The organism is Amycolatopsis sp. FDAARGOS 1241 (assembly GCF_016889705.1).
In the GTDB taxonomy this organism is placed as follows: domain Bacteria; phylum Actinomycetota; class Actinomycetes; order Mycobacteriales; family Pseudonocardiaceae; genus Amycolatopsis.
Window position 1 is genome coordinate 2,490,540 of record NZ_CP069526.1, and the last position, 26,403, is coordinate 2,516,942.

Below are 26,403 nucleotides of genomic sequence, written 5' to 3' on the forward strand. Positions count from 1 at the left end.
GACCGTATGTCGGTGACCCCGTGGCTCGCTGTGTCGCGCGGGTCTGTCCACAGTGGATCGAATACGGTGGATCGTCGGCCGGGCGTGAGGTGGTCTCGTGAAGCTGCGCGGACGGAGCGGGAACGGAAAACGGCCGAGACGGCGCGGCGCCGACCACGCTCCCGCGACGACCTTCCCGCCCGGGAGCCTGCTGCCGCGCGTGCTGGTGATCCTGGTGGGGGCCGCGGCGGTCGTGATCACGCTGGCCGGGGTGAAGGCGATCGCGTTTCTCGTCGCGCCGGCGTTCCTGGCCCTGGTCATCGTGGTGACGGCGAGCCCGGTGCAGGTGTGGCTGCTGCGCAAGGGCTGGCCGCGCTTGCTGACCACGGTCGCTCTCGTGACGGTGGTCTATGCGGTGATTCTGGGCCTGGTGTTCGTGGTCGTCGTGTCACTGGCACAACTCGCGACGATCCTGCCGCAATACGCCGCGCGCGCCGCCGATCTGCTGAAACACGCCACCGACGAGCTCGCTCGCGTCGGCGTGGGCCAGCAGCAACTGCGCGAGATGGCATCGTCGCTGGACCTCGGCAAGCTCGCGGGCCTCGTCGGCTCGCTGCTGTCCGGGCTCGGCGGCGTGCTCACGAACCTCGTGTTCCTGCTGGCTCTGCTGCTGTTCCTCAGCACGGAGGCGACGTGGGCCGACCAGCGCCTCGGCTCGATCGACAGCGACCGGCCGTGGCTCACCGCGGCGTTCCACCGCTTCGCCTCCGGCACCCGGAGCTACATCCTCGTGACCACCGTCTTCGGCTTCATCGTGGCGGTGCTCGACACGATCGGGCTCCTGATCATCGGGATTCCGGTGCCGGTCCTGTGGGGGCTGCTGGCGTTCGTCACCAACTACATCCCGAACGTCGGCTTCGTGATCGGCCTGATCCCGCCCGCGTTGCTGGGTCTGCTCGACGGCGGCTGGAAGAAGATGCTGGTCGTCATCATCATCTACGGCGTGCTGAACTTCGTGGTGCAGTCGCTCATCCAGCCGCGGTTCGTGGCCGGCTCCGTCGGGTTGTCGACCCTGGTGACCGTGCTGTCGCTGGTCTTCTGGTCCTGGTTGCTCGGCCCGCTCGGCGCGATCCTCGCGGTGCCACTGACGCTGCTGCTGAAGGCGCTGTTCGTGGACATCGACCCGACGGCCGGCTGGGCCGACGCGCTCATCCGCATGGTCGGCCGCGGCCACGAACCCGCGGCGCAGCCCGCCCCGGCAGTCGAGTCCGGGCTCGAGCCCGAGGCGGGACCGGACCCGAAGACGACGAAGAAGGCGGAGCCCGGACAGGCCGGTGCGGACCCCGGCGAACCGGGGCCCGCACCAGCCTGACCGCCCCGTCAGAGCGCGCGGATCTCCTTACCGTGAACAGCGAGCGCGTAGATCACGAGCACGTCGACGGCGATCACGATGATGGCCCACAGCGGGTAGGCGGGCAGGAACGCGAGGTTGACGATCGCGCTCAGGCCGGCCAGCACGATCCCGGTGATCTGGGCCGCGCGGTTGCCCATGTAGACGCCGATCCCGACCAGGACCAGCAGCGCGCCGAGCGCCAGGTGCACCCAGCCCCACGTGGTGTAGTTGACCTGGATGACGAGCCCGGACTCGTCGACGACGAAGTAACGCGTGTTCAGCAGCGCCACGAGCCCCTCGATGATCTGGAACGCGCCCAGCAGCAGCATCATGATCGCGGCGAACGCGACCCAGCCGGTCCAGCCGGTGGCGGTCGGGGTGGTATCGGGGCGGCGGCCGGTCGTGCCACCGGCTTCGGTGTGGGTCGCTCGTGCTCCCGTGTCGGTCATGGTGAGAGTCCTCTCGTGTCCTCGTCCTCTCGGGTGCCGGGGGTCCGTGCCCCGTGCAGGTCTTCCCCAGAGGGTCGGACTCCGGCGCGGGTGAGGCCTCATCTCCAGCGGATGAAGCCTCACGCGAGCCCGTGCTCGCGCGCGACGAGCACGGCGTCACGGCGGTTGGTGACGCCGAGCTTCACGTAGATCGCGCGCACGTGGGTCTTGACGGTGTTCACGGACACGGTGAGGTCCGCCGCGATCTCGTCGAGTGACCGCTGCGACGGCAGCCGCTGCAGCACGACGTGCTCGCGCTCGGTGAGCCGGTCGTCCACCGGCGCCGGGTCGAATCGCCGCAGGCGGTCGCGCACCGACGCCGCGAACGCGTCGAGCCGCCCGAAGCCACCCGAATGGTCCACGAGCAGGTGCCGCACGGCGGGATCGGCCAGCGCGAACGGGCGCACGAGGTCACCTTCGGCAGCCAGCGCGAGTGCGCGTTCGAGCGTCAGCAGCGCGTCGGTGCGGCGGCCGCCGGCGACGGCGAGGGCGACCTCGGCGAGCTCGACGTCCACGGGGGTGGTCGGCAGCAGCGCCGCCCGTCGGCTGCGCAGTGCAGCCGCCGCGTCGTCGAGCCGACCGGCCGCGAGGTGGGTCCACGCCAGCATCAGATCCGATTCCCGGGTGCGGGCCAGGTGGTCGCGGGCCCACAGCAGGACTTCGTTCGCATGTAGAGGTTCTTCGAGGAACACGGCCGCGTGGTGCTCCAGCACGGCGACCAGAGCGGCGGGACCGGCCGCGATGGTGCCGAGCTCGTGGCGGGCCTCGCGCATGGCTTCGACGCCGCCGCGCCGGTCGCCGCCGTCGAACTGCGCGGCACCGCCCACGAACGCGCCCAGCGGCGCCGCCACTTCGGCCGCTTCCCGCGCGGCTGCTTCCGGGTCGAGCCGCAGCAGGTGATCGGCCGCGAGCACGAGCCGGGAGACGGCGAGCCACGGCGAGCGCCGCCAGCCGTGGCGGGTGGCGAGCTCGACGGCTTCCCGGCCGGCGTCGCGCGCCGCTTCCTGGCCACCGGCGAGTCCCTCGGCCACGGCGATCGCGGCGAGCCCGTGCAGCACGAGGTAGTCCTGGCCGTCGCGCCGGGCGGCGGCCACCGCCTCGCGCGCCCGCGTCGCCGCGGCGCGCCGGGCGCCCCGGTGCAGCGAGGTCCACGCCCGGTCGAGATCGGCCCACGTACCCGGCGACAGCGTTGCCCGGCCTGGGGCCCGGCCGGCGGCCAGCGCGTGGTGGCGGGCGAGCAACGTGTTGCCGCCCGGGGCCGGCGTCGGCTCGCCGGCCTGGACGTCCGCGAGCGTGCGCGCCGCGCGCAGCACCGGGTCGGCGCGCACGACGTCGTCGCCGAGGTGCGCCAGGGTGGCCCGCACCGCGCTGTCCTCACCGGCCAGCAGGCAGGGCACGGCGTGGGTGCGCAGCAGCGCCACGATCCCGGCTCGATCGAGCCCGTTGACGGCGTGCTCAAGCGCCTCGCCGACGCGGCCGCGGTGTTCGAACCAGCGGGCGGCCCTCGTGTGCAGCTCGCTCGCCAGACCGGGGTAGCGCAGGTCGAGGTCGGCCCGCAGGTACGAGCGCAGCAGTGGCTGCACGCGGTAGGAGCCGCTCTCGTCGTCGACGCGGGCGACCAGGAACGTCCGCCGCTCCAGCTCGGCCAACACCGCGCCGGCGTCTTCGCGGGCGGCCAGCTCGCGCGCGAGCGCGGCCGGCACGGCGTCGCACACGCTGATGCGGCGCAGCAGTTCGGGCGCGCCCTCGGGCAGCCGGGCGAGCACCTCGTCGGCGAGGAACCCGGCGACGGACCGGTCGTCGCCGTCGAGCTGGGTCAGGAAGGTGTCCACGTCGGCGACGGTGCGCAGCGACACCGCCGCCCAGTGCACGGCCGCGGTCCACCCGTCGGTGCGTTTGACGAGCTGACGCACCTGGTCGTCGCCGCAGTGCACGCCCGTGGCGTGCAGCAGTTGCGCCGTCTCCTCGGCGGTGAAGCGCAGCTCGTCGGCGCCGACGCGGGCGAGGCCCCCTTCGACCTGCAGGCGCGCGAGCTGCAGGTGCGGGGCGGACCGCGAGACGAGCGTGAGCCGCAGGCCGGTGGGGCGGTGGCGGATGAGCCTCGCCGTGTCGCGCAGCGGGGCTTCGTCCACGACCTCCTGGAGGTCGTCGAGCACGAGCCGCACGGGCCCGGGCAGCACGTCGAGGGCGTCGACGAGCTCGGCGAGGAAGTCGGCGCGAGAACCCTCCTCGGGCACCGCGAGCGTGTGCAGCCGGCTCGTCGCGGGCACCACGGGGCCGAGTGCGCACAGGACCGCGGACCAGAAGCGCTGCGGATCGTTGTCGTCGGGGTCGAGCGACACCCAGGCGACCGGGGCGGTGCGCGAGCTCGTCCAGTCGGCCAGCAGCGCCGTTTTGCCGTAGCCCGCGGGCGCGCAGACAGTCGTGACGGCGCTGCCGGCGGCGGCGTCGAGGGCTTCGAGAAGTCGTGGGCGCGTGACGAAGTCCGGCGGCAGCAGGGGCATCGTCACCTTCGCACCCGGAACTCGCCACCGGTTGGTCCCCGACCCGGCTCGGCCCACCCTTAAACCGTAGAACCGTGGGGAGCAGGAGTAAGGGCCGAAGGTCCTAACTGTCGACCAGTCCGCGGCGCAGGGCCGACCGCACGGCCTCCCGGCGCGAGCCCACGCCCAGTTTCCGGTACAGAGCGCGCACGTGCGTTTTCACGGTGTTGGGCGAAACCATGAGGTCGCCCGCGATCTCATCGAGCGAGCGGACCGTCGGCAGGAGGCGCAGCACCGTGCGTTCGCGTTCGGTGAGCGCGACCGCGTCGGGCTGGCGGCCGCGCACGGCCCGCGCGCGGCGCAGGTCCGTGGTGAAGCGGCGGCTCCCGGGGGTGTCGAGCAGCGCGAGGTCGAGCACCTCCGGGGCGGCCGACACCAGCGGCCGGAGCACACCGAGCCGTTCGGCCGGGGCGAGGGCTTTCGCGATCGCGCGGCGCGCGCGGACGGGCTCGCCACAGCGCAGCGCGATCTCGGCTTCGAGCAGCCACGCGGTGATCGACGTCCACGCGAGCACGGGTGCGACGGATCCGTCGAGCAGCGGTTTGAGCAGGTTGCGGGCGTGGCCGTCGCGGCCGAGCACGACCTGCGTGCTCGCGCGGATGAGCAGGACCTCGCCGGCCGCCGGGATGCGTTCCCGGGCCCAGCCCAGCACCTCGCGCGCCGTCTCGCCGCGGCCGAGGCGGGTCGCCGCGTCGTGCTCGCACACGGTGGTGAGGGCGACGACCCCGTCCGGCAGCGGGCCCGGGCCCTCGGCCAGGCGGGCCTCGTGCATCAGGCGCAGGCCCGCGGAGCGCTGGCCGTTGTCGAACCGGGCCGCGCCGCCGAGAGTGGCCGACAGGAGGCCGAGCCCGGGCTGGCCGAGCGTGTCGGAGGTGGCGAGCACCGCGGTCACGCGGTCGATTTCGGCGAGGCAGGCCGACGCGTCGGCGCGCAGCAGGGCCGCGCAGGCGAGCAGGAGTGAGTTCTTCGCGCCGGTGACGGTGTCGAGCCAGCCGTGGGCGCGGGCGAGCTCGTCGGCGTCGCGGGCGAGCGCCGCCATGGCCCGGAAGTCGCCCGTGGCCGAGGCGATGCCGCCGAGCGCGGTGAGGCACTGCACTTCCAGGTGCCCGTGGCCGTGGGCGCGGGCGAACGCCAGCGCCGACTCGACGGGCCGGCGCGCCTCGTACGGGCGCCCGGCGGCGAGCAGTGCCTGGCCGGAGTCGAGCAGCGTCATCGCGCTGAGTGCGGATCCCCGCTCGGCAACGGCGTCGATGCCGGGCTCGGCGTCGACGTCACCCGCCGCGTGCGCGAAGCGGGCGCCGACGAGGCCGCGCAACGCGTGCAACTCCCGTGACGGCTCGCGCGGCCACGCCCGCTCGGCCAGCGTGACCTGGGCGCGCGCGGCGCCCGGGCGAGCAGCGTCGAGGTGCTCGAGCGCGCCGGTGAGGGCGAGCCACGGGTCGTCGCCCACCACGTCGTCGCTCAGGACGGCGCGGGCGCGCCGCAGCACGTCGTGCTCGCCGGCCAGCAGCAGGTCGAGCGCGTGGCGGCGCAGCAGGTCGGCGACGAGCGCGGCATCGCCGGCTTCGAGCGCGTGCGTGACGGCCTCGCCGGCCTGGTGGCGGGCGCGGAGCCATTCGGCCGCGCGCCGGTGCAGTGCCGGGACGCGGCGCGGGGTGCGCAGCATGAGGTCGGTGAGCAGGTGGGAGCGCAGCAGCCCGTGCATCCGGTAGATCCGGCGGCCGGCGCCGGTGCGGAACAGCATCGCCGTGCGGTGCTCCAGCCGGGCCAGCAGCTCGCCGGCGTCGGCGCGGCCGGACAACGCGGTGGCCAGTGAGGCGGAAACCCGTTCGCAGACACTGATCTCGCGCAGGAACTCACGCTCCTCTTCGGACAGTGGCGCGAGGACCTCGTCGACGAGGTAGGCGCTCACCGTCGGGCTCGCGCCGGTGAACTCGCCGCCGTTCTCCAGCGAGCCGGCCGCGAGCCGCAGCCCGCTCGCCCAGCCTTCGGTGCAGCGCACGAGGTGTTCGACCTGCTCGGCACCGATCGGCACGCCCTCGGCTTTGAGCAGAGCCGCGGCTTCGTCGGGCCGGAAGCGCAGGTGGTCGGAGCCCAGGTCGGCCAGGCGCCCGGACAACCGCAGGCGGGCCAGGGGAAGTGGCGGGTCCCAGCGCGTCGAGAGGACCAGGCGCAGGCCGCGCGGGCGCAGGCGCAGCAGCTGCTCCACGCCCCGCAACGCTTCGGTGGCGACGAGCTCGTGGACGTCGTCCAGCACCAGCCGCAGCGGCCGGTCGAGCGTGTCGAGGGCGTCGACGAGGTCGGCGAGGAACGCGCGGCTGTCGGCGTCGAGCCGGCCGAGCGAAGGCGCCGCGGGCGTGAGAGCTTCGAGCACCCCGGACCAGAAACGGCGCTCGTCGTTGTCGGCCGCATCAAGGGAAAGCCAAGCCGCGGAACCGAGTCCGCCGCGCCTGAGCCACTCCGCGAGGAGCAAGGTCTTGCCGGATCCCGCCGGTGCGCACACCATCGTCGCCGCGTCCGGCCCGACCCGGTCGAGCGCCGCCAGCAGCCGCGGCCGCGACACGAAGCCCTCCGGCAGCTCCGGCACCGAGCGCTTCCGCCGCGCGACCCGCGGCTTTTCGTTGTGGGACACGCTCTTCTCCCTCCGCCCGTGGTTCACACTGTCGCACGCGCACCGCGCGAACACGAGCTCATCAGGTACGGGCGAGGACACACCCCGGCCCGCTCGCGACGCTGTCGCCCAGGGAAAACTGGAGGCGCCGTGTCCGAGTCCAGCTACGTGTTCCGCGTGTCGGGCCGCCTGTCCGACCGCGCGACCCACGCCGTGCTCGGCTTCGGCGAGCTGGAAGTCACCGCCGCCCCACCCGAGACGATCATCTACTGCCACGTCACCGACGAGGAACGCCTGCACCGCCTGCTGACCCTGTTCCGCGTCCTGGGTCTCGACGTGGTCTCGATGCAGCAAGTCCCGTGATTTCCGGCTTTTTCAACACTCGGACATTCGGGTGACCGCGATTTCCGCGCTGTACACGGCTCACGCGTACTAGCTCACTGTCGGTGACCGGGGCGCTGATGGCTCCCGTGGAATCCGGCCGAGGGGAGCGATCGTTCTCCCCGGCTCACCGTCGCGCCGCGGCCGGACCGGCAGCTCCTCCGCGGCGATTCGTCGAGCCGCGAGGACGGCCGGATCAACACCGCCACCACGGCGGCCGCCACGCTGCCACCACCGGACACGCTAGAACTGCTCTCGGGGGCGCCATCCCACGGCCCCGACGGCGATCACTGTGGACGTCCCATCCCACCCCGTGGTACACCTCGACTTGATCGGCCTGCTGGATCAGCCCAGCCCGGGCACTGTGATATTTTGGATCGAACTGGGGCTCATGTGCGAATGCAAACGAGCATCAGCTCACGGGGCCGGTAGCTCAGTTGGTTAGAGCAGGGGACTCATAATCCCTTGGCCGTCGGTTCGAGCCCGACCCGGCCCACTCTTCGCGTCTAGATTGTAGCTTGACCTGCGGAAATAAGTGCACGAGTCGATCTTGACGAGCGGTCGATAACCGCCACAACGTGTGGAAGCCAAGGGATTGACCGAGTACGACTGATCTCATCAAGAACCGCGCTGACTCGACAATTGATGCGTACCTGGACAGCGTCGCCATGTTGCTGAACTACCTCGACGACGAGAACAGGTCGAAGCTGGCTCCTGAGGTCGGCCGGCCAGAACTTGAGCGCTGCTTCGAATACTTCCGGCAACGTCCGAACTTCCGCACCGCGGAGTCACTCTCTTTCGACTACACCGCGAGCCAGTCAGGCACCTCGGGCACAGCGGTCTCAGACCGCCGGGCCGGGGTCCTCGGCGCCGGCCAGCCAGGTCTTGCCCTCCTGGTACAGCTGATCCAGCTCGGGGCCGGCGTGGCCGGGCAAGCCCTGGCGCACGGTGAGGCCGCTTTTCGTCTGCACATACGCCGTGTAGCGGTACCCGGGCGGGTACGCGCCGAGCAGCTCGTCGTCGAACCGCGGTGATCGGGTGACGTCGACCGGGGTGACCCAGTTCTTCTCGTGGACGCCCCGGCAGGGCCGGATGCACCAGCCCCGCTCGTCGCGGAGGAAGAAGTCGTGGAAGCGGCCGACATTGGTCACGTCGATCTCGACACCGTCCACAGTGGCGCGCTGCAGGATGGACACCCGCGTCTGGGCGATCGCGTGGTCACCGGCCACTTCGACGGTGGTGCCGCCGAGGAGGCGCTGCACCTGCGCGCCGCCGACGCTGCCGGCACGGCTCGCGGCGATGAAGTCGGCGGCCGGGCCGTGGAAACAGGTCGCGCTCATGTGCCCGGCCGCGTGCCAGACCGTGGCGAACCGCTCCCAGTCGTCGGTGTCGCGCCACAGCACCCAGTTCTGCACGACCTCGAAGATCTCGGCCTTCGCCGCCGCCTGGTCGTTCATCGGGCTCGTCCTTCCTCGTCCAGCACGTCCTCGATGCGGATCGGGAGGCGGCGTTGCCGGAGCCCGGTCGCGTGGAACACCGCGTTGGCGACAGCCGACATCACCCCCACCATCGCGATCTCGGCGAGACCCTTGACCCCGACGGAGTTGAACAACAGGTCCGGTTCGTCGATGAAGTCGACGTCGATGCGCTGCACGTCGGCGTTGACCTCGACCAGGTAGTCCTCCAGCGTCGAATTGAGGAACCCGCCGTAGCGTTCGTCCACGACGCTTTATCGCGCAAGCGCGGCGCCGATGCCCCACACGGCGCCGCCTCGGACCTGGCTCGCCGCGGTCACCGGGCTGGCCACCCGGCCACAGTCGACGACGCTCAGCACGCGCGGCACCCGGATCCGCCGCGTGGTCGGTTCCACTCGCACCTCCACGAAATGCGCGGCCCAGCTGAGCGTGACGCAGTCCGGGTGAACGGGGCCGGTGTAGATCGTGACGCCGCTCGCGGCGCGCTCTTGCATCTCCGGCGGCTGGCCGACCCCGAGCTGCGATACCGCGACCTCGACCTCGGGCCGCCGGAGTTCGCCACGGCCGCGGCCACGTCGACGTCGCCCGTCGCGGGGGAGTCGAGGTGCTTGCGCAGCTCCACGAGTCCCGAGTCGATCGCGGACAGCGCGCTCGCCGTGCCCCATGACCCGGCGGTGAGGTGCTGCGGCGCGACACGGGTGTCGCCGACGACGACCTCGACGTCGGCGATCGGGATCCCGAGGTTCTCGGCGACCAGCAGCGCCGACGCGGTGCGCAGGCCCTGGCCCATCTCGTGCCCGTCGAGGTGACGCGCACCGTGCCGTCGGCGCGCGCGGTGAGGTGCGCGACGGCGGGGCTGACCTTGCCCGGGGAGGCACCGGCCGAAACGCCCCAGCCGACGATGCTGCCGTCCTCGGCGATCATCGAACCGGGTTGCGGGTCGCGGCCCTCCCAGCCGAACTGCTCGGCGCCGCGGCGCAGGCATTCGCCGAGGAACCGCGTGGAGAACGGGCGCCCGGTGATCGGGTCGTTCGCGGTGTCGTTGGCCAGCCGCAGGTCGACGGGGTCGCGGTCGAGCGCATACGCGAGTTCGTCCATCGCCGACTCGACGGCGAACGCGGCCGCGCCCTCGAACGGCGCCCGCACGTACCCGGGAGTCTGGACGTCGTTGCGGATCAGGCGGGCCCGGCCGCCGAACGTCTCGAACCCGTAGAGCCGGGATGTGATGATGGTGGCGGTGCTGGGGAACAGGTCGTGCTGCGAGGTCTGCTGGTCGACGTCGTGGATCAAGGCGTGGAGCTTGCCGTCGGCGTCGGCGTCGGCGCCGAGCCGCACGCGGTGGCGCGTTTCGGGCCGGAAGCTGGCCTGGTGGAACGTTTCCTTGCGCGACAGCACCAGCTTGACCGGGCGGCCGAGCTTCCTCACGGCGAGCGCGATCGCCGCGGTGTGCGGCTGCTGCGTGTTCTTCTGCCCGAACCCGAAACGGCCGGCGCCTGCCCGAAGACGTGCCCTAACAATACGGCGCCCAACACACGCGTCATGTAGTCGGTGCAGTGAATGCGTACGACGTCCGTCGACGATTCCGGGACGAATTCGTCGCCGCGCACGAGCGTCCGCAGCCGGGGCATGAGCAGCGCGAGCTCGTGTCGCACGGTCCGGGCGCGGAGCGTCAATTCGTAGCCGTGGGCGGTGCGCACCAGCAGCTCATCGTCGAACGTGGCCCGAAGCCGCGTGAGGGTTGCGCTCATGGCCGACTGGCTCAGGTGCGACCGCGCGGCGGCCCGGCCGAGATGGCGCTCGTCGAGCAGGATTTCCAGCGCTTTCAGCAGATTCAGGTCGACGTTCTCCAGTTGCATACGAGGATGCCAAGGTCTCGCGCTCCCGGCCGTCAGCTGTGCCTGCGCGCCCGCGGCGAACGCGCCGGCTTCCTCATGGCGAACGCCCATCCACTGGATCCGCGACTCATGGCACGGCGCATCGGTGATCGGATTCAGCGCGTCGCCGACTACGCCCCAATCGCAGACACGCCATGGGCCGGCGAGGCTTTTCTCGCGATTGCGGTCATCAGTGGCCTTTCAGCGGTGCTCGGGGTTGGGATGGGTGTAGTCGACCCGCTCGACGATGCGCGGCCGCACGTGCGCGGAAAGACCCGCGAATATGTGTCGCTGTAGCCGGGTCTTCAGGCCCGCGGCGGACGCCCGCCCTGGCGGCCGGGGTCGCCGTCGCCGCGGCACCACGTGCGGTGAGCGCCGGTCCTCAGCCGGCCACTCGCACAATGGACTTGCCCGCCGGCGGGGCACTTTGTCGCGCGATCATCCGCGGCACCTCATCGAACGCGTACACCGCGCCCACCGGCGTCGTGATCGCACCCTGCGCCGCCAGTTCGGTCAGGCGCTGCCACACGGCTGCCTCCGTCTGCGCGTCGGACGGGCTCGCCAGCACACCGACCACCGTGTAGTTGCGCAGCAGTATGTCCATGGGGTCGAGGGGCACCGGCGCACCGCTCGCCAGGCCGATCATGGCGATACGCCCGTTGCGCGCGATGCTCTTCACCACCGTGGCAGCCGTGTCGCCGCCCACTGGATCGTAGATGAGGTCGAGGCCGCGGCCGTTGGTGATTTCCGCGATCCGCGCCGTCAAGTCGTCCGTCCGGTGGTTGAGGACGTGGTCGGCGCCCAACCGCGCGCAGAAGTCCACCTTCTCCTGGCTTCCCGCGACGGCGATCACCGTCGCGCCGAGCACCTTGCCGAGTTGCACAGCGGTGGCCCCGCTGCTCCCGGCGGCACCGAGAACAAGCAGACTCTGACCCGGTTCGACTGGAGCGCGCTCGACCAGCCCCGCGTACGCCGTGCGGAAGCCGATCGGGAAACCAGCCGCCTGTTCGTCCGTCATCCCCCGAGGAATCCGGATCGTGGAGCGCTCGCGCAGGTACACGTAGTCCGCATAACCTCCCCACCCTCGTTCGAAATCAGTGATACCGCTCACCTGCTCACCGGCGGAGAAGGAAGAGCCTGGGGGCACGGCGACGACCTCGCCCGCGGCTTCCTCCCCAAGACCGAAAGGCGGGGCACCCAGCAGCGGGAAATTGCCGCTCGTCATCATCAGGTCCGGGAACCCCGCTCCCGCAGCCCGGACCCGAATGAGCACCTGCCCGGGCGACGGCTCAGCCCAGGTCATCTCCTGGAGTTCAGCCGCCTCGCCCGGTTCGCCGAACTTCACCACACGCCATGCGCGACCAGAGAACACAGTGCTCCTTTCCGAAAATGCACCCGAGCACGAGCTCGCGGACCAGGGCGTTGAGCTCGTCGTAGGCTGAGACGCCCTCCTCGATGGTGATCGGGGTGTTGATGCCCTCTCACCTTTGGTCAGCATCGATCAACGGTCAGCGTGCCCCGGGAGGCGAGGGCCGGCGTTACCACGGGACTGGCGCTCCCGGTGCCGCGATGGCCGTTGCACAGCTGTACGCGTCGATCGCGCCGGTAGGACACAACCTCTCGAATGTCGTCAGTGGTGACGATCCGCACCATGGTCGCGCCAACCTGAGCCCGGGCGACTTGCAAGGACCATGCCCGCAGTCCACGCACCGGTTCGTGCCAGAACCACTGGCCTTCGGAGATCCTCCGCGGCCACGCTCGACTCCTGAATGTCCACCTCCGACAGCGTCGCTGCGGCGATCAACATTACCGGGTCGACCTGCCCGTCGCTGGGCTCGATGACCTTCGTCGAGCCAGGACCCGACAAGGACGCGACGCACGCCGCATCGAACTTGCCCGCGGTCCGGCTCCAGCGACACCAACAGGATCGCGCGTGGCGAGGCGCCCGGCGCGGGCAGTTGCGTTGAGCGGATGGGCGCCCGTTGGGGAACTTCAGGGCAAGTTTTCGCCGACCCCCCGGAAAGATTCCGCCCTCGGGTTACGCCAATCGACGTGACAACGGCGGCCAACGGACACAAGCCGCAGCCCCCCGAGCTGATGGGAGCCAGCCATGCCGGTGGAGTCCACCGAACGGCATTTCGACCCGGACGACCCTGAATACTTCATCGCCCAGCTCGCTCGCGACCGCGAAGCCCCGCCCGCTGACCCGGCCTCGCCACCTGTCGAGCCGGACGACGCCGGCAGCACGTCACATCAATGACACAGGGAGTCACCATGAGCGACCTAACACCTCCCCCACTGACGATCGTGCAACCAGGAGCGGGAAAGCAGGGGGACCTCGGAATCGTCGGCGTGGCCTTCAAGCTCTGGAGCCACGAGACAGGAGGTGCTGTGTCGATCGTGGAGCACCCCTTCCCCGTCGGGGCACTGGTCATTCCGCACCGGCACACCCGTGAGGACGAGTACTCGATCGTGACCGAGGGGGAGATCGGTTTCCGATCCGGCGACCGCGAGGTCGTGCTCGGCGCGGGCGGATACATCACCAAGCCACGCGGAGAAGTCCACACGATGTGGAACGCCGGCACGACGCCCGCGCGGATGATCGAGGTCATTGCCCCCGGGCGGCTTCGAAGGGTTCTTCCACGACCTGTCCGACCTGATCGCGGGCGGCCCGCCCGCCGAAGGGGAGATGGCACGCCTCGCGGCCGAGTACGGAGTGGAGTTCGCCACCCCCGATTGGCTGCCGGACCTCATCACCCGGTACGGGCTCAAACCGCGGGCGGACAGATTTTTGTCGTAATGGACTATCAGCTTCTCAGAAGCCAGGGAAGAAAAGGCAAGAGTTGCAGGTAAGGACGGGCAAAGAGCATCGTCCCAGCTCAGCAGATATGGACTTATTAGTCCCATGAGGGCAGCCTGCGCCAAGGTTCCGGGTGGATATGCCGGGTTGTCAGGCGCGGTCTTGCCCGGCGCGTGCACCAGCTTGTCGGAGCACCCGTCCACCGATCGGCCTCGATGAGCAGCTGGGTGATCGGGGATGCACGTCAGCACCTCCACCAGCCCTGACTTGACCGCGTCGACCTGTTCAGGCGGTCGCCAGGCGGTCAACACCGGCTGTGGCGTGGCGGTGAAGGGGTGCTGGTAAGGCTGCCGTCACTAGGTGAAAACGAGCACGGATGCCCGGGTCCACGTCGTGATCGACTTGGACGGTAGCGTCCAAGGGTGCCACGTGCGATCGATAAGGACGAACTGAAAGAAACAGGAGAGTGCCGTGCCAAACATCCCCATCCCGGCCGGACCGCAGGACTATGACCGCATGATGGGTATGGTGACCGGCTTCTGGGTTACCCAGACGGTTCGTGCGGCGGCCATCTACAACCTCGCGGATCACCTCGCGCAGGGAACCGACACCCCTGACGCGGTCGCTGAGGCGCAAGGCATCAACCTTGGCGCGACCCGGCGTCTCATGCGGGCCTGCGCCTCGCTGGGCCTGATGACCAGCAAAGACGGCGGTGCACACTACAGCGCTACATCCCTGCTGGGCACCCTGGCCAAGGACGATCCCAACTCATTGCGTGGTTTCGCCATTTCCCAGGCCGCGCCGGGTCACTGGCTGCCTTGGGGGCTGTTCCCGGAAGCCGTGCGCAGTGGCGAGCGTCAGATCAAAGCAGCTCACGGAGACGAGACGATCTTCGACTACTTCGGCCAGCACCTTGACGAGGCTGGATTCTTCACCGAGTCCATGGGGAACCTGTCGCGCGCTGCGGCTCAGGACATCGCGGCGGTGCTCGACACGCAGGGCGTCAGGCTCGCCTTCGACGTCGGGGGCGCGGGCGGCGAAGTCATCCGTGCCCTGATGCAGGCGAATCCGGAGCTGCGGGGAGGCGTCTTCGATCTGCCGCACATCATCCCCGACGCTGAGGCCGCCGCGAAGGCTGATGGACTCGATGGACGGTTCACCGCGGTCGGCGGCAACTTCTTCGAGGCAGTCCCCCCGGCTGACCTGTACATCCTGAAGTACATCATGCACGACTGGGACGACGACGACTGCGTGAGCATTCTGAAGAACTGCTGCGCCTCGCTCCAGGAGGGCGGCAGGGTTGTTGTCGCTGACCTCCTCATCCCTGAGATCGGCGTTCCCGGTATTGCCCCATTGATGGACATGAACATGCTCGACATGACGGGCGGAAGAGAACGCGACACCGTTGAATTCGACGCCCTATTCGCCGCCGCGGGACTGCAAAGCACCAAGGTCACTCCGGCCGGCGCCTTCGCCGTGATCGAAACCGTGCCTGTCTGATCTGCCCCTGCTGGTACAGCACACGCTGCCGGCGAATAGCCGAAGTCCAAGAGGCAAGACCGCTTGGGCTTCGGTCATTCGCGCGCGCGAGGTCGATCCCGGCCGCCGTCGTGCAGTCCTCGACGTCGTTTGCGCCGATCACGAGTGTGACCAGCCGCGCGCGGCCGCGATTGGCAGCGAGGAATCGTTCAGTGGCACTTCCCTGTGAAGCTGCGCCGCGGCAGATGCTGCGGGAGACCATCGACGTGGTCGCTTCGCCCGGGCAGTCCAGTTCGGTCGGCCCCAGCCCGCGCCGCTGGGCGAAATCCGGCTGAGCGGGACAGCGGGGCGAGCCGGAGCCGGCTTCGGGGAGGCCGGTGACGAGGCGGCGCCGTCGTCGTAGTCGAGTTCGGGGAACCCTTCGACGACGAGCCGGACGCCGTGCTCCTCGATTGGGGAACGCAGTTCCTCCCGCAGCAGGAACACCGTCAGTTGCGGGTCGAACTCCGCCGTGGCGCGCGCTACGGCGGCCGCGAGCGCGGGTTCGACGGCGGCCATCCCGTAGAGCGCGCCGTGCGGTTTCGCGTGGGTCAGCCGGCCCCCTCGGCCCGGACGAAGGCGCCGACCGCGCCGATTTGGTACGTGCACAGGTCGTACACCTCTTCGGGGTCACTTCCAGCCGTCTGCGATGTCCAGAGCTTCCTCGACCGCAGTCCGGATCGTCGACCGGATCAGCGACGGGTCGCCGGCGTGGCAGCCGGCGGCCACGTTGACGGTCGTCACCAGTTTCATCAGCTCGGCGTCGAACGGCATCCGCCGGCGCCCGAACCCCTCGCCGATGTCGCGGTTGAGGTCGACCCGAGGTCCCGGCTCCGCACCGCTCACGCCGGCACCGGCGTGGCGTCGGGCAGGTGCCGGTGCAGCCCCACCGTTTCGAAGCCGTGTGCCACGGCGAACACGGTCGGTCCGTCGTACGGCCGGGCCAGGACCTCCATACCGACCGGCAGGCCGGCGTCGGTGAGTCCGGACGGGACAGTGGTGGCGGGCATTGAGCTCTGCGAGCTGATGGCGGTGTTGGTGGGGAAGTTGAGCGTGTTCCACGGGCCGGAGTCGGTGCCGTCGCGGGCGGGTGGGACGACCTGGCAGGTCGGGTACACCGGCGCGCTGAGCCCGTTCGCCTCCGTGAGGTGCACCGGTAGCTTCATGAATTGCCCGGACCCGCAACAGTTCGCGGTGAAGCAGCTCACTTCGGCGGCCTGGCGGCGGGGTGACGACCGAAGGACACTTCGATCAACGCCTTCACGCTGGAAGACGCGAGCGGACATCCAGAGCCCACCGACGATCCAGCCACGTTCGAGCACGATCCGACGGTCGGGGCATCGGCTGGGATGTCGCGCTCCAGCTGCGCACGTTGAAGCGGCCGGGTTTTTGTGCCAGAGATGTCGCTGTGGTGCCGACCGACGCCGCGGACCTGGTCGCAGTGCAGCCGGCGTCGTGGGCGCGGGTCTGGACGGGTATGGGGCGGGCAAACAACATTGCGCGTCGATCGGCGGCTATAGCTGGGCCGAGAGTGTGATCGGGCACTCCGATCCGCTCCGGCGTGTGACGAACGCCCGGTTCTTCACCACCGTCCACCGTGTTGGTCAATGATGAAGTTCTACGTTGATCAAGTGCCGATCGTGGAAGGGCGCCCGGAGGGGGAGCGGTGGAGATCGAGGTGGCGGACGCCACGGTGCAGTTCGGTGGCGTGCGCGCGGTCGACCACGTGACCCTGCGCCACGACTCCGGTGGTGTACTCGGCCTCATTGGACCGAACGGGGCCGGTAAGACCACGCTGCTCAACGCGTTGTCCGGCGTCACCCGGCTCAAGTCGGGTTCCATCCGGCTGTGCGGCAGGGACATCACACGCCGTGCCCCCGAGCAGGTCTCGCGGCTCGGCGTCGCCCGCACGTTCCAGAACCTGCAGGTGTTCGGCTCACTCACGGTGCTGGACAACGTGCTTGTGCCGCGCTGGGTCCGTCGCCGCGTGCACAGGTCCGGACCACGCCGCGCCGCCGAGCGGCAGGACGCGATGGCCGTGCTCAATCGCGTCGGCATCGCCGAGCACGCCGATCGGCTCGCCGGGACGCTGGCCTACGGGCTGCAGCGGCGCGTCGAGCTCGCGCGGGCGCTCGCGGCCGAACCGCAGTTGCTGCTGCTCGATGAACCGCTCGCCGGACTGTCCCGCGTGGAGGGTGGCCGGGCAGCGCAGCTGTTCGCCGACCTCGCCGGCGACGGCATCACCGTGGTGCTCGTGGAGCACGACGTCAGCAGTGTCCTCGCCGTGTCGCAGCGGATCGTCGTGCTCGACCGCGGCGCCGTGCTCGCCACCGGCACACCCGAAGAGGTGGTTGCCGACCCCGCCGTGCGCCGCGCCTACCTCGGGGAGGGCGACTGAGCGTGCTGCGGGTGGAAGGGCTCGTCGCCGGGTATGGCGCGATCGAAGCGCTGCACGGCGTCGACCTCGAGGTCGACGCCGAGGAGGCGGTCGCCCTTATCGGGCCGAACGGCGCGGGCAAGAGCACGCTGTTCGGCGTCGTGTCCGGGTTGCTGCGGCCGTGGCGGGGCAAGGTCGAGTTCGACGGCGAGGACGTCACGCGCTGGCCCGCCGAACGCCGCGCGCTGGCCGGGCTCGTGCTGGTACCGGAAGGCCGGCGGGTGTTCGTGGGGCTGTCCGTACAGGAGAACTTGCGGCTCGGCGCCTACCGCCGAGTCCGCGGCCGCCACGTCACCGAACGCGCGAACGAGGTGTTCGATCTGTTCCCGCGTCTGCTGGAGCGCCGTGGTCAAAACGCCGGGACGCTCTCGGGTGGCGAACAGCAGATGCTCGCGATCGGCCGCGCGCTGATGGGCCGACCCCGGCTGCTGTTGCTCGACGAACCGTCGCTCGGCCTGGCTCCGCTGGCTGTCCGCGAGGTGACCGACGCGCTCGCGCGGCTCGTCCACAGTGGAGTGACGGTGGCGCTGGTGGAGCAGAACGCTGCCGTTGCGTTCGGCCTCGCCTCGCGCGGCTACCTGCTCGACCGCGGTGAGGTCGTCACGTCCGGCCCGGTCGAGCAGCTGCGCGACGACGAACGGGTGCAGTCCGCATACCTCGGAGACACCCGTGGCTGAGTTGTTCACCGGTCTGGCGACCGGTACTACGTACGCGCTGGTCGGGCTCGGGATCGCGCTGATCTTTCAGGTCACGGGCGTGATCAACTTCGCCCAAGGTGACTTCGTGGCTGTCGGCGGGCTGCTGTTCGCGGTGCTGCGTGAAGCCGGGTTCGGCACGCCGGTCGCGGCGGTGTTGTCGATCGTGCTCACCACCGTGGTCGGGATCCTGACCTACGCACTGGTGATCCTGCCCGCGCGCCGAGCCGGGCACGACCGGCTGATGATCCTCACCATCGGGGTGTCCATCGTCCTTCAGGGCGCGGCGCTGCTCGTGTTCGGCGCCGACGCGCACTTCGCGCCGCCCTTCGGACCCAGCCGGCCGCTGCGCTTCGCCGGGATCGTGCTGCCGTCGCAGTACGTGTGGTGCGCCGGCGTGACCCTGGTCGTGATGGTGCTGCTGTGGTTGTTCCTCACGCGCACGCCGACCGGCACGGCCATGCGGGCGAGCGCGATGGACGTAGCCGCCGCCCGGCTCACGGGGATCTCGCCGGAGCGAATGGGCCTGTCCGTCTTCGCGCTGGCGGCCGGGCTGGCGGCGATCGCCGGCACCGTGCTCGCCCCGCTGCAGCCACCGGACGCGACGATCGGCGTCGTGCTCGGCCTCAAGGGCTTCACGGCGGCGGTGATCGGCGGGCTCGGGTCGCCGATTGGTGCGGTCGCGGGTGGGCTGGTGATCGGGCTGGTCGAGACGTACGCGACCGGCTACCTGTCGAGCGAGTACAAGGACACGCTGACTTTCGGCCTGCTGCTGGTCGTGCTGCTGATCCGGCTGGGCGGGCTGCTGCGGCGAGGTGCGAGGGTGGACCGCGTATGACCGTGCTGCGCACGCGCTGGACCGGCTACGCGGTGTTCCTCGCCGTGCTGCTGCTGGTGCCCGCGATCTTCACGCGGGTGCCGTTCTACACGATGTCGGTGGCCGTCGTCATGGGACTCCAGGCGATCACGGCGCTCGGCTTGGTGCCGCTGACCGGCCACGGCCGGCAGATCTCCATCGGGCAAGCGGGGTTCTACGGCATCGGCGGGTACACGTCGGCGTTGCTGAGCACGCGGCTGGGCGTGACGCCGGTCCTCGGCATCGCCGGCGGGGCGGTTCTGGCGGCGGTCGTCGCGTGGGTCCTGGGGCGCTTCCTGTTCCGAGTGCAGGGTCACTACCTCGCGCTGGCGACGCTGTCGTTCGGGTTGACGCTGAACTTCCTGTTCGCGCAGCTGCCGCTGACGGGTGCGACGAGCGGGATCACCGCCGTGCCGTCGATCAGCCTGTTCGGACTGGAGCTCTCCAGCGACCTGTCCGTGTACTACCTGGTCGCCGCGGTGCTGCTGCTGGCAACCGTGGTCGTCGATTCGCTGCTGCGCTCGCCACTCGGGCGTGCCGTGACGGCGGTGGGTGACAGCCCCATCGCGGCCGCCGCCAGCGGGGTGTCGATCTCCGCGCTGCGGCGGGGCATGTTCGCGCTGTCGGCCGTGCTCGCGGCGATCAGCGGCGGACTGTACGTGCACTGGTCATCGTTCGCGGACCCGAGCATGCTCGGCATCCTCGTGTCGATCCAGTTCCTCGTGGTTGCGACGGTCGGCGGACTGCGGACGGTGTGGGGCGCGCCGCTGGGGGCGTTCGTGGTGATCACACTCTCGGAAGCCGCCAAGACGACCATCCCGGATCTGGTGCCGGGTGCGTCGGGCAACTACGAGATCGTCGTCTACGGCGTGGCGCTGATCCTCGTGCTGATCTTCCTCCCGGATGGTGTGGCGGGCCTGTTTCGGAGGCGGACATCCAGAGTGCACAACCTGAAGGGAGATTGACGTGCGCACATCCCGGTGGCTTTCGGTGCTCTGCGCGGCAGCCGTGACGCTCACGGCCTGCGCGGCCCAGGAGAACCCGTCCGGTTCGGACGGCGGTGGTGACCTCAAGATCGGCGCCAGCCTCGAGCTGTCGGGCGCGACCGCGAGCATCGGCACCGCCTACCGCAACGCGCTACAGCTGAAGGTCAAGCAACTCAACGACGCCGGTGCGCTCGGCGGCGGCCGCAAGATCTCGCTCGTCGTCCGCGACAACCAGACCAAGCCGGACGAGGCCATCCAGGTCGTCAACGGTCTGATCAACAACGACAAGGTCAACGCCCTCATCGAAGGTGGCTGCAGTGCGTGCGCGGTCGCCGCGGCGAAGACGGTCGAGAGCAAGAAGATGCCGACCATCGCACTGGCGTCGGCGAGCGCGATCACCACGCCGGCCTCCGCGCACCCGTACACCTTCAAGATCTCGCCGAACCCCAGCGAGGACGCCGTGGTGCTGATGAACGAGCTCAAGAGCAAGGGCGTCTCGCGCATCGGCCTGCTGAACGTCAACAACGTCTACGGTCAGGAGGGCCGTGCCGCGGTTACCGCCGAGGCGGCCAAGCAGGGCATCGCGGTGGTCCAGGCCGAGCAGTTCGGCGAGACGGACAAGGACATGACCGTGCAGTTGCGCAACATCGCGGTGAAGCAGCCGCAGGCCGTCGTGGTCTGGGCTGTCTCGCCGGCTGCGGGCATCATCGCGACCAACGCCAAGGACATCGGCTACACCGGTGGTCTGTACCAAGATGCCGGCGCGGGCGCGGAGCTGTATGTACAGGGCGCGAAAGCCGCGGCAGAGGGCACGCACATGGTGTTCGTGCGGACCTTGGCCGCGCCGGACCTGACCGGGACCGACCCGGCGTCGGTGGCGGAGAAGAAGTGGTACTCGGACTACACCAAGGCGTACGGGACCTATTCGGGGTTCGCGTCGTTCGCTTCGGACGCGCTGCAGATGATTGTGGACGCGGTGAAGTCGGTGAACGGCACGGTCCCGGCGGCGCTGCGGGACGCGTTGGAGAAGATCGGCATCGACGGGGATTCGGGACGGATCCAGAACAGCGCCCAGAACCACTCGGGGTTGCAGCCCTCGGCGCTGGCCGTGCTGGAAGTCCGGGGTGGGCAGTGGCACCTGTCGCAGTGAGGTTCTGGCCGGGAGGTGCACGGGTTCAGGAATGAGCTCTTGTGCGGAAATCACCGCGTGCGACATGAGGACGTGTGCTATCGGGTGTGGGTTGCGCTCGCGACTGTGGCGGGAGCCTGACCCTCGATCTTGCCCGGCCCGACCGGTGGGTGCCGAGGCACTGGCTCGGCACCCACCTGTCGGGTCCCTTGGAAGACGGCGATCCCGTCGCCCCCGACGGCGTCCGGCACGGCGGTCGTGCCGGCTGCGGTGACACTGCCGTCGCGGCCGATGCCGAAGGCGCGAACGGCCATGGTCGTCGGCGCTCAGGGATTTGGCTTGGCACGCACGACCGAGAGGGCGGTGGCGGTACCGGGCGAGTTCGAACGCGCGGTCTGCGCGGGCCTCGACGACCACCCCGGGCTCGACCGGCCGGAACGTGAAGTCCTCACTGCGGGGAGACTCATGATGACCCCGGACGCTCGCTGGGGGCCGCCCTCGGCGAGCCGGAGCCGCCTGGCCAGTGACACGAGCACCGGTCGTGACAGCGTCGTCGACACCCCCACCGCGCGCATCCGCCTCCCCGGTCGGCCTGGCCGAGCACCAGCGCTGTCGCGCTGTCGGCCGGGACGGGCTGCCGGTCGCGCCGAGCACCAGGGCGTCGGCGTCGGCGAAGTGGCGGACTTTGATCCGTCCGCCGCGGCCGCCGCGGAGTGCGTAGCGGCCGGCCAGCGGCTTCGCGACAGTCCCTTCACTGCCGACGGCCGCCTGCTCGGCGCTGATCCGCTCCCGGCGCTGGACGAGGTCGAGGATCGAGATCATCAGCAGCACGCCGGCGTTGCCCGGGCCGATGACCGCGGCGAACCGCTCTCGCCGGCGCGACAGCGGCCACAGCCGCAGGTCACGGCCGCGGGCACCGAGCAGGTCGAACGCCACGTAGACCGCGCTGACACCCTCGGCACGACGTCGTGCCGGACCGTAGCCGACGGCCGCGAAGTCCAGCCGGCCCTCGCGATACGCGCACAACTCGCCATCGAGCACCACCCGGCCGAACGCGTCCGCCGACTCCAGGGTTTCGGGGAATCAATCGGCCGCGCTTCCAACGCGCGCCGGCCAGGTTGCGGCCTCGCGGCGGAACTGGTCTCCGACGTCGAGTTCTGGGGTGCAGTTCGGCTGTAGGTCGCCGGAGCCGAGTGGAGTTGTCGTTCGGAGTGAAGTGCGTGGGTGCAACCGGCGGTTCACTCGCACGCGCGGCGAACGTGCTCGGTACCAGTGCCGCGTGTGCCGCAAGGAGGTGAAGGATTTCGCGCGGTGGAAGCCACATCGGAGCATCTTCACCGCGCTGTGCGCTGTGGCTCGCGGCGGCACCACCAGTTCCGGAAACACGGCGAGAGCCGGAATCGTCACAGCGCCAGGTCCGGCGCTAGACAGTTGTCCCCCTGAAGGACGCCGTCGGCACGATCGCCGGGGCCGTCGGCGCGGTGGTGGGGAGTGGACCGAGCGCGAGCCGGCTGCAGGTCGGCGTTCCGGATCCCATCGGCAGATCGAATTACGTCAGCGTGCGGTTCCTGCCCCCGCAACCCGCATCAGCTTGCGGGGCCGGCCCTGCCGAAGGGTTACGCAGACGTGCTCTTGCGCGAACGGGTCTACCACCCGGCCTCGGGGTCGCAGGGGCTGTTCACCTTCTGCATCGGCAGCGTGTTCCGGAACCCTGAGGGCGATGTCCTCGTGCGTTGGTACGAAATCGACGTCTGGACCAGGGCTGGTTCCACTTCGGCCGTCCGCTGGGCGATCGACGCTGCAACGCCTGAGGGCGACGTCATCCCGCCTGCAGCCGAAGGGCCCCCGAGGACACGCGAACGTGCGTGGGCACGCGGTATCCACCCGTCCGCGGTTGCGGGCAGCAGCCTCGTGATCGTGAGCTCGAGGACCTGGACGGGGCGCCGCCCTCCACTGTCCAGGTGGATACGTCTTATTCACCTGGATGGTTCGGCGGGTTGAGATGTGGTCGCTGAAGGCGACCGAGCAGCAGCAGTAGCCAGCCGAGCGCTGGCGTGCGCATCGCTGTCGGCAAACTGGGCCGGACGTCGCCGCGGATGGCGTTCGACGTGCGCGGCCCGAACGGACTCGCCGCCGCGAGAGCAGTCGTCGTCGTGCACTGATGGCCCGAGAACGCGACCGTCAAGCCGTGGCCGGAGGAGGTCCGCACCGCGTTCGGCCCGGCCGCGGACTGAACCGATCGCTGCCGGTGAGCGGGGCCCGGTGAATTTCGCCGCGCCCGGCACGGTTGCCCGCCGGTTGCGGGTCGGGTTAGCGTCCCGTGGTGAGGTTCGTCGTCGCCGGCGGTGGCGTCGCGGGACTGGCGACCGCGCTCGCCCTGGCGAGAGCGGGCCAAGACGTGGTCGTGCTCGAACGCGACGCGATCGACCCCGCCGGACCGCCCGAGAGCGCCTTCACGATGCGGCGCCGGGGAATCCCGCACTACTTCCAGCCCCACGCCTTCCTCCCGCGCGGGCGCCGGTCGCTCGCCGAGTGGGCGCCGGACGTGCTGGACACGCTCGTCGCCGTCGGCGCGCACTCGCAGGACCTGGCGGTGAAGCTGCACGGGCCGCGCGAGCCGGGGGACGCGGACCTGGTGTATCTGTGGGCGCGCCGCCCGGTCGTCGAGTGGGCGCTGCGCCGGGCGGCCGCGGCGGAGCCGGCGGTGGAGCTTCGCAGCGGGGTCACGGTGAGCGGGCTGCTGACCGACACCGACGGCGTGGTGCGAGCCACCGGGGTCGCCGTCGCACCGGGGGAGCCCGTGCGCGGTGACGTCGTGGTCGACGCCCTCGGCCGCTACCGGCATCCACCGGGGTGGCCGCGCGGGTACGGCATCCCGACCGACTGCGGTGCCGTCTACTACTGCCGCTACTTCCGGCTGGAACCCGGCGTCGAGTACTTCGCCGCGCCCGTCCTCAACCCGCGCGGCGACCTCGGCTACCTGGGCTTCAACACCGGACTTCCGCCCGGATCATGCCGTGGCTGAAGTCCTCGCGCTTGACGACGTTGGTCTTCTCGATCGGCTTGGTGAAGCTCGGCCAGCCCGAGTGGCTGTCGTACTTGTCGACCGAGGCGAACAGCGGCTCGCCGGACACGACGTCGACGTAGATACCGGGCTCGTGGTTGTCCCAGTAGGCGTTGGCGAACGGGCGCTCGGTGCCGTCCTGCTGGGTGACGCGGTACTGCTCCGGGTCGAGCCGCGAGACGGCTTCCGGGTTCTTGTGGTACTGGGCCTGCACGAATGCCTCCCTGGAGGTGTACGCCTCGACAACAGGTTCGCTACCGGACCGATGGAGGTCTTACCGTCCCCGACACGCCGCAGGCGCCGATGAGCCGTTCCGGCCTTCTGACCTGCAGCTAACGGCCACGTCCAGGCTGGTGCAACGCTGCGGAAACGGTCGCCCGGAGAGCGTAGAGAGCCCTTATCGGCTCTTCTCCACCATCGGTAAAGTGGATTGGAAAGTTTATGTCGCGATGTGGCCAGTACCGGACACGCCGGCTTACGGGCGGCTGGATGCTGGTTCAGCCGGCTCCCGGCACGGTCGCGGCGATTCGCCCCGGTGAACCGAACTACGGCAACAGTCTCGGAGCCGCCAGTGAGGGGCGGGGACTGGCGCGAGGCGATGCTTCCGGCTGTCCCGGCTACACAACGGCGCTGGAGTTCGTCACTGGGCGTAAGTCGTGGTACATCTTCTGGCGGGTGCGGGTGTCGGCAGCAGGACCCAGGGCTGGCGGGCGGTGTCCAGGGCCCGGGGAGATCGTCGGCGCAGCGCTCTCGATGTCGTGGTAACGACGCAGACACCCCTCGATCTTGAGTGGTTCTTCAGCTCATCCAAGCCGTCGTCCTCGGCCCGGCGTTTCAACCGGTGAGATGTCGGGGCTGACTGATGCCGAGGCAGCGGCACGTCGCCGCCAGGTTCCCACTGACCTCCTCGATGGATCGTGAGGTCCAAGACTGTCGACAACCAGGGCAGAGCTAGCCGGCCACGTCGGCCAGCACACGCCATCCGTCGTACCGTGAAGCGCCGCAGGGCAGGTGGTGCAGAACAATGTGATCGGCGCCCGACTCGACGAATTGCTCGATTCGTTCAGTAATACTTCCCGCTCCTCCCCATGCGACCACCTCGTTGAGCAGACGGTCGCTGCCTCCGAAATGGAAATCCGCGTCGGTGTAGCCGACTTGGCGCAAGGTGAGCGCGCACTCAGGCCGGGCCAACGACGACGTGAGGAAGTGCCTGGCGACACGACGCGCGGTATCCGCGTTCGTGAACGGAACCACGGGGATCACACACGCGATGAGTGGCAGGTCACCCAGGTACGACCGCATGGCAGCGATTCCGGCAGGCGTGATGATCTCCGGCCGGATACCGAGCGCGCGCTCCTGCGCGAGCCGCATCACCGTCAGCCCGCTCCCCGTGAGCAGACGCCTGTCCTGCGCGACCGGACGTGGTCCGCGGTCGAGCGTATCGAGCGCGACGGCCAGATCGTGGACGCTGCGGTCGCGCTCGACGTTGAGGTGTACGAGGAGCCGGTGGTTGTAGGCATCCGTGAGCGCGCCCCGGCCGGAGGGAATGTCCGTGCCGTTCGAATAGGCACCTACCGCGACCTTGAGCCGACGCGTCCGAGCGAGAAAACGAATGGCGTTCGTATGTATCGATCTTCCCCTGGACGGGGGAAGCCACACCGTATTCCAGCCGGACTCCTCCAATTCCACGGCCACTGTTGCCGCATCCGCGTCGGACAATGATCCGAGGCCATCGCTGAGGATTCCCAGCCTTCCGAGATCCATGTGTCCCCTCTCGTCGCATCGTCGCGCCCCGCGGTCGGACGTCCCCGGAACGTCCACCCGCACCGTTCGGGGATGATTGCGATCGCAGAGTCTCGGTTTGGGGCTTATTCGGGGATGATGTGGATGGCTGCTTCTTCGGCGGTCGCGGCGGCGCCGTCGATGCCGGTGTCGGGTGGCGTAGAGGCAGGGGTAGGTGGGGTCCGCGTTGTCGGTTTCGAGGAGTCGTCCGGCGCGGGGGGCACCGACTCGGTCGTCGTACAGTTCGCCGTCGGTGTCGGAGGTGTCGCCGAGGCCGCGGGAGTATGTCTCGTCGAGGATGCCGTCGATGCCTCGGCCGTCGAGGCTTTCGTCGGGTTCGAGGGCGCAGGAGTCGTTGTCCACGTCGCCGTCCTACTCGTCAGCGTCGTCTC

The 26,403-nt window shown here is 70.0% G+C and carries 25 protein-coding genes, 1 tRNA gene and 6 pseudogenes; 15 read left to right on the forward strand and 17 right to left on the reverse strand.

All coding sequences use genetic code 11. From position 1 onward, the window contains the following. The first annotated feature begins 97 nt into the window (after positions 1-97). A complete protein-coding gene (locus I6J71_RS12350; protein ID WP_370542124.1) occupies positions 98-1,351 on the forward strand; it encodes an AI-2E family transporter in 1,254 nt (417 codons plus the stop codon). Between the two features lie 8 nt (positions 1,352-1,359). Here the strand turns inward: I6J71_RS12350 and I6J71_RS12355 are convergent, their stop codons facing one another. The 3 genes from I6J71_RS12355 to I6J71_RS12365 all read right to left on the reverse strand — a co-directional run bounded on the left by I6J71_RS12355 (position 1,360) and on the right by I6J71_RS12365 (position 7,035). Next, on the reverse strand, positions 1,360-1,821 hold the full coding sequence (locus tag I6J71_RS12355; protein ID WP_204094846.1) for a hypothetical protein: 462 nt from the start codon (positions 1,819-1,821) through the stop codon (positions 1,360-1,362). Positions 1,822-1,940: 119 nt separating this feature from the next. Beyond that, positions 1,941-4,364 carry a LuxR C-terminal-related transcriptional regulator gene (locus I6J71_RS12360; protein WP_204097009.1) on the reverse strand — a complete coding sequence of 808 codons (2,424 nt, stop codon included), beginning with the start codon at positions 4,362-4,364 and terminating at the stop codon, positions 1,941-1,943. A 103-nt stretch (positions 4,365-4,467) separates the two neighbouring features. Then, entirely contained in the window at positions 4,468-7,035 is a 2,568-nt protein-coding gene (locus I6J71_RS12365; protein WP_204094847.1) for a LuxR C-terminal-related transcriptional regulator, read from the reverse strand. Between the two features lie 129 nt (positions 7,036-7,164). Here I6J71_RS12365 and I6J71_RS12370 point away from each other — a divergent pair, with 129 nt between their 5' ends. Further along, a complete protein-coding gene (locus I6J71_RS12370; RefSeq protein WP_204094848.1) occupies positions 7,165-7,377 on the forward strand; it encodes a hypothetical protein in 213 nt (70 codons plus the stop codon). A gap of 440 nt (positions 7,378-7,817) precedes the next feature. Next, positions 7,818-7,891 (forward strand) — tRNA-Ile (locus I6J71_RS12375). A 346-nt stretch (positions 7,892-8,237) separates the two neighbouring features. Here the strand turns inward: I6J71_RS12375 and I6J71_RS12380 are convergent. The 7 genes and pseudogenes from I6J71_RS12380 to I6J71_RS50600 all read right to left on the reverse strand — a co-directional run. Then, a complete protein-coding gene (locus tag I6J71_RS12380) occupies positions 8,238-8,852 on the reverse strand; it encodes a nuclear transport factor 2 family protein (RefSeq protein ID WP_204094849.1) in 615 nt (204 codons plus the stop codon). After that, positions 8,849-9,118, reverse strand: coding sequence for a xanthine dehydrogenase family protein molybdopterin-binding subunit (locus I6J71_RS12385; protein ID WP_204094850.1), 270 nt, complete (start codon positions 9,116-9,118; stop codon positions 8,849-8,851). Before I6J71_RS12385 ends, I6J71_RS12380 begins: the two co-directional genes overlap by 4 nt. A gap of 6 nt (positions 9,119-9,124) precedes the next feature. Continuing rightward, complete coding sequence (locus tag I6J71_RS48035; protein WP_239154710.1) at positions 9,125-9,364, reverse strand: molybdopterin cofactor-binding domain-containing protein; 240 nt, start codon at positions 9,362-9,364, stop codon at positions 9,125-9,127. Between the two features lie 122 nt (positions 9,365-9,486). Next, positions 9,487-9,855: pseudogene (locus tag I6J71_RS50590) on the reverse strand (molybdopterin cofactor-binding domain-containing protein); the annotation flags it as partial. Between the two features lie 116 nt (positions 9,856-9,971). Further along, a pseudogene (locus I6J71_RS50595) lies at positions 9,972-10,295 on the reverse strand (molybdopterin cofactor-binding domain-containing protein); the annotation flags it as partial. Continuing rightward, positions 10,292-10,726, reverse strand: a complete 435-nt coding sequence (locus I6J71_RS12405; protein WP_204094853.1) for a LysR family transcriptional regulator — start codon at positions 10,724-10,726, stop codon at positions 10,292-10,294. The gene I6J71_RS12405 and the pseudogene I6J71_RS50595, both read right to left, overlap by 4 nt. 12 nt (positions 10,727-10,738) lie before the next feature. Beyond that, positions 10,739-10,885: pseudogene (locus I6J71_RS50600) on the reverse strand (thiamine pyrophosphate-binding protein); the annotation flags it as partial. Here I6J71_RS50600 and I6J71_RS12410 point away from each other — a divergent pair. Beyond that, complete coding sequence (locus I6J71_RS12410; RefSeq protein WP_204094854.1) at positions 10,835-11,041, forward strand: hypothetical protein; 207 nt, start codon at positions 10,835-10,837, stop codon at positions 11,039-11,041. The pseudogene I6J71_RS50600 and the gene I6J71_RS12410 overlap by 51 nt on opposite strands. An 85-nt stretch (positions 11,042-11,126) precedes the next feature. Here the strand turns inward: I6J71_RS12410 and I6J71_RS12415 are convergent, their stop codons facing one another. Beyond that, complete coding sequence (locus I6J71_RS12415; protein ID WP_204094855.1) at positions 11,127-12,092, reverse strand: NADPH:quinone oxidoreductase family protein; 966 nt, start codon at positions 12,090-12,092, stop codon at positions 11,127-11,129. A gap of 421 nt (positions 12,093-12,513) precedes the next feature. On the opposite strand from I6J71_RS12415, the gene I6J71_RS12420 reads away from it, so the two are divergent. The 5 genes and pseudogenes from I6J71_RS12420 (at position 12,514) to I6J71_RS12435 (ending at position 15,044) form a co-directional block, all read left to right on the forward strand. Continuing rightward, positions 12,514-12,711 carry a hypothetical protein gene (locus I6J71_RS12420; protein ID WP_204094856.1) on the forward strand — a complete coding sequence of 66 codons (198 nt, stop codon included), beginning with the start codon at positions 12,514-12,516 and terminating at the stop codon, positions 12,709-12,711. 143 nt (positions 12,712-12,854) lie between these two features. Further along, positions 12,855-13,004 (forward strand): hypothetical protein, encoded by a 150-nt coding sequence (locus tag I6J71_RS12425; protein ID WP_204089048.1) that lies wholly within the window; start codon positions 12,855-12,857, stop codon positions 13,002-13,004. Between the two features lie 14 nt (positions 13,005-13,018). After that, positions 13,019-13,342 (forward strand): annotated as a pseudogene (locus I6J71_RS50605) (cupin domain-containing protein); the annotation flags it as partial. A gap of 13 nt (positions 13,343-13,355) precedes the next feature. Next, positions 13,356-13,544, forward strand: coding sequence for a hypothetical protein (locus I6J71_RS48050; RefSeq protein WP_239154712.1), 189 nt, complete (start codon positions 13,356-13,358; stop codon positions 13,542-13,544). A gap of 471 nt (positions 13,545-14,015) precedes the next feature. Then, positions 14,016-15,044 (forward strand): methyltransferase, encoded by a 1,029-nt coding sequence (locus tag I6J71_RS12435; protein ID WP_204094858.1) that lies wholly within the window; start codon positions 14,016-14,018, stop codon positions 15,042-15,044. 138 nt (positions 15,045-15,182) lie between these two features. Here the strand turns inward: I6J71_RS12435 and I6J71_RS12440 are convergent. Both I6J71_RS12440 and I6J71_RS12450 read right to left on the reverse strand, forming a co-directional pair. Beyond that, positions 15,183-15,836 (reverse strand): annotated as a pseudogene (locus tag I6J71_RS12440) (LamB/YcsF family protein). A gap of 68 nt (positions 15,837-15,904) precedes the next feature. Next, positions 15,905-16,228 carry an amidase family protein gene (locus I6J71_RS12450; RefSeq protein ID WP_204094861.1) on the reverse strand — a complete coding sequence of 108 codons (324 nt, stop codon included), beginning with the start codon at positions 16,226-16,228 and terminating at the stop codon, positions 15,905-15,907. 500 nt (positions 16,229-16,728) lie between these two features. On the opposite strand from I6J71_RS12450, the gene I6J71_RS12455 reads away from it, so the two are divergent. From I6J71_RS12455 to I6J71_RS12475, 5 genes are read left to right on the forward strand one after another with little or no spacing between them, the layout of a single operon-like run. Next, positions 16,729-17,460, forward strand: coding sequence for an ABC transporter ATP-binding protein (locus tag I6J71_RS12455; RefSeq protein WP_204097010.1), 732 nt, complete (start codon positions 16,729-16,731; stop codon positions 17,458-17,460). 2 nt (positions 17,461-17,462) lie between these two features. After that, on the forward strand, positions 17,463-18,176 hold the full coding sequence (locus I6J71_RS12460; protein WP_239154713.1) for an ABC transporter ATP-binding protein: 714 nt from the start codon (positions 17,463-17,465) through the stop codon (positions 18,174-18,176). Then, a complete protein-coding gene (locus tag I6J71_RS12465) occupies positions 18,169-19,032 on the forward strand; it encodes a branched-chain amino acid ABC transporter permease (protein WP_204094862.1) in 864 nt (287 codons plus the stop codon). Before I6J71_RS12460 ends, I6J71_RS12465 begins: the two co-directional genes overlap by 8 nt. After that, positions 19,029-20,015: a branched-chain amino acid ABC transporter permease gene (locus tag I6J71_RS12470; RefSeq protein ID WP_204094863.1), complete on the forward strand. Its 987-nt coding sequence runs from the start codon at positions 19,029-19,031 to the stop codon at positions 20,013-20,015. The genes I6J71_RS12465 and I6J71_RS12470 overlap by 4 nt, the downstream gene beginning before the upstream one ends. Before the next feature lies 1 nt (position 20,016). Then, positions 20,017-21,186: an ABC transporter substrate-binding protein gene (locus tag I6J71_RS12475; RefSeq protein WP_204094864.1), complete on the forward strand. Its 1,170-nt coding sequence runs from the start codon at positions 20,017-20,019 to the stop codon at positions 21,184-21,186. 753 nt (positions 21,187-21,939) lie between these two features. Here I6J71_RS12475 and I6J71_RS50610 read toward each other — a convergent pair. Beyond that, positions 21,940-22,209 (reverse strand): annotated as a pseudogene (locus tag I6J71_RS50610) (hypothetical protein); the annotation flags it as partial. 1,279 nt (positions 22,210-23,488) lie between these two features. Here I6J71_RS50610 and I6J71_RS12485 point away from each other — a divergent pair. Further along, the gene (locus I6J71_RS12485) at positions 23,489-24,190 is read left to right on the forward strand and encodes an FAD-dependent oxidoreductase (RefSeq protein WP_239154715.1); all 702 of its coding nucleotides are present in this window, start codon (positions 23,489-23,491) and stop codon (positions 24,188-24,190) included. On the opposite strand, the gene msrB is transcribed toward I6J71_RS12485, so the two are convergent. The 3 genes from msrB to I6J71_RS50615 form a co-directional block, all read right to left on the reverse strand. Then, entirely contained in the window at positions 24,153-24,443 is a 291-nt protein-coding gene (gene msrB / locus I6J71_RS48055; RefSeq protein WP_239154717.1) for a peptide-methionine (R)-S-oxide reductase MsrB, read from the reverse strand. The genes I6J71_RS12485 and msrB overlap by 38 nt on opposite strands. A gap of 737 nt (positions 24,444-25,180) precedes the next feature. Continuing rightward, a complete protein-coding gene (locus I6J71_RS12490; protein ID WP_370542125.1) occupies positions 25,181-25,993 on the reverse strand; it encodes a hypothetical protein in 813 nt (270 codons plus the stop codon). 104 nt (positions 25,994-26,097) lie between these two features. Continuing rightward, entirely contained in the window at positions 26,098-26,235 is a 138-nt protein-coding gene (locus tag I6J71_RS50615) for a DUF5709 domain-containing protein (RefSeq protein ID WP_370542126.1), read from the reverse strand. Positions 26,236-26,403 lie beyond the last annotated feature (168 nt).

Bases quoted from the DNA above. Each gene is read 5' to 3' on its own strand.
- I6J71_RS12355 (WP_204094846.1), bottom strand. From the start codon at position 1,821: ATGACCGACACGGGAGCACGAGCGACCCACACCGAAGCCGGTGGCACG.
- I6J71_RS12360 (WP_204097009.1), bottom strand. From the start codon at position 4,364: ATGCCCCTGCTGCCGCCGGACTTCGTCACGCGCCCACGACTTCTCGAA.
- I6J71_RS12380 (WP_204094849.1), bottom strand. From the start codon at position 8,852: ATGAACGACCAGGCGGCGGCGAAGGCCGAGATCTTCGAGGTCGTGCAG.
- I6J71_RS48035 (WP_239154710.1), bottom strand. From the start codon at position 9,364: ATGCAAGAGCGCGCCGCGAGCGGCGTCACGATCTACACCGGCCCCGTT.
- I6J71_RS12405 (WP_204094853.1), bottom strand. From the start codon at position 10,726: ATGCAACTGGAGAACGTCGACCTGAATCTGCTGAAAGCGCTGGAAATC.
- I6J71_RS12410 (WP_204094854.1), top strand. From the start codon at position 10,835: ATGGCACGGCGCATCGGTGATCGGATTCAGCGCGTCGCCGACTACGCC.
- I6J71_RS12420 (WP_204094856.1), top strand. From the start codon at position 12,514: ATGTCCACCTCCGACAGCGTCGCTGCGGCGATCAACATTACCGGGTCG.
- I6J71_RS12425 (WP_204089048.1), top strand. From the start codon at position 12,855: ATGCCGGTGGAGTCCACCGAACGGCATTTCGACCCGGACGACCCTGAA.
- I6J71_RS12450 (WP_204094861.1), bottom strand. From the start codon at position 16,228: ATGAAGCTACCGGTGCACCTCACGGAGGCGAACGGGCTCAGCGCGCCG.
- I6J71_RS12470 (WP_204094863.1), top strand. From the start codon at position 19,029: ATGACCGTGCTGCGCACGCGCTGGACCGGCTACGCGGTGTTCCTCGCC.
- I6J71_RS12490 (WP_370542125.1), bottom strand. From the start codon at position 25,993: ATGGATCTCGGAAGGCTGGGAATCCTCAGCGATGGCCTCGGATCATTG.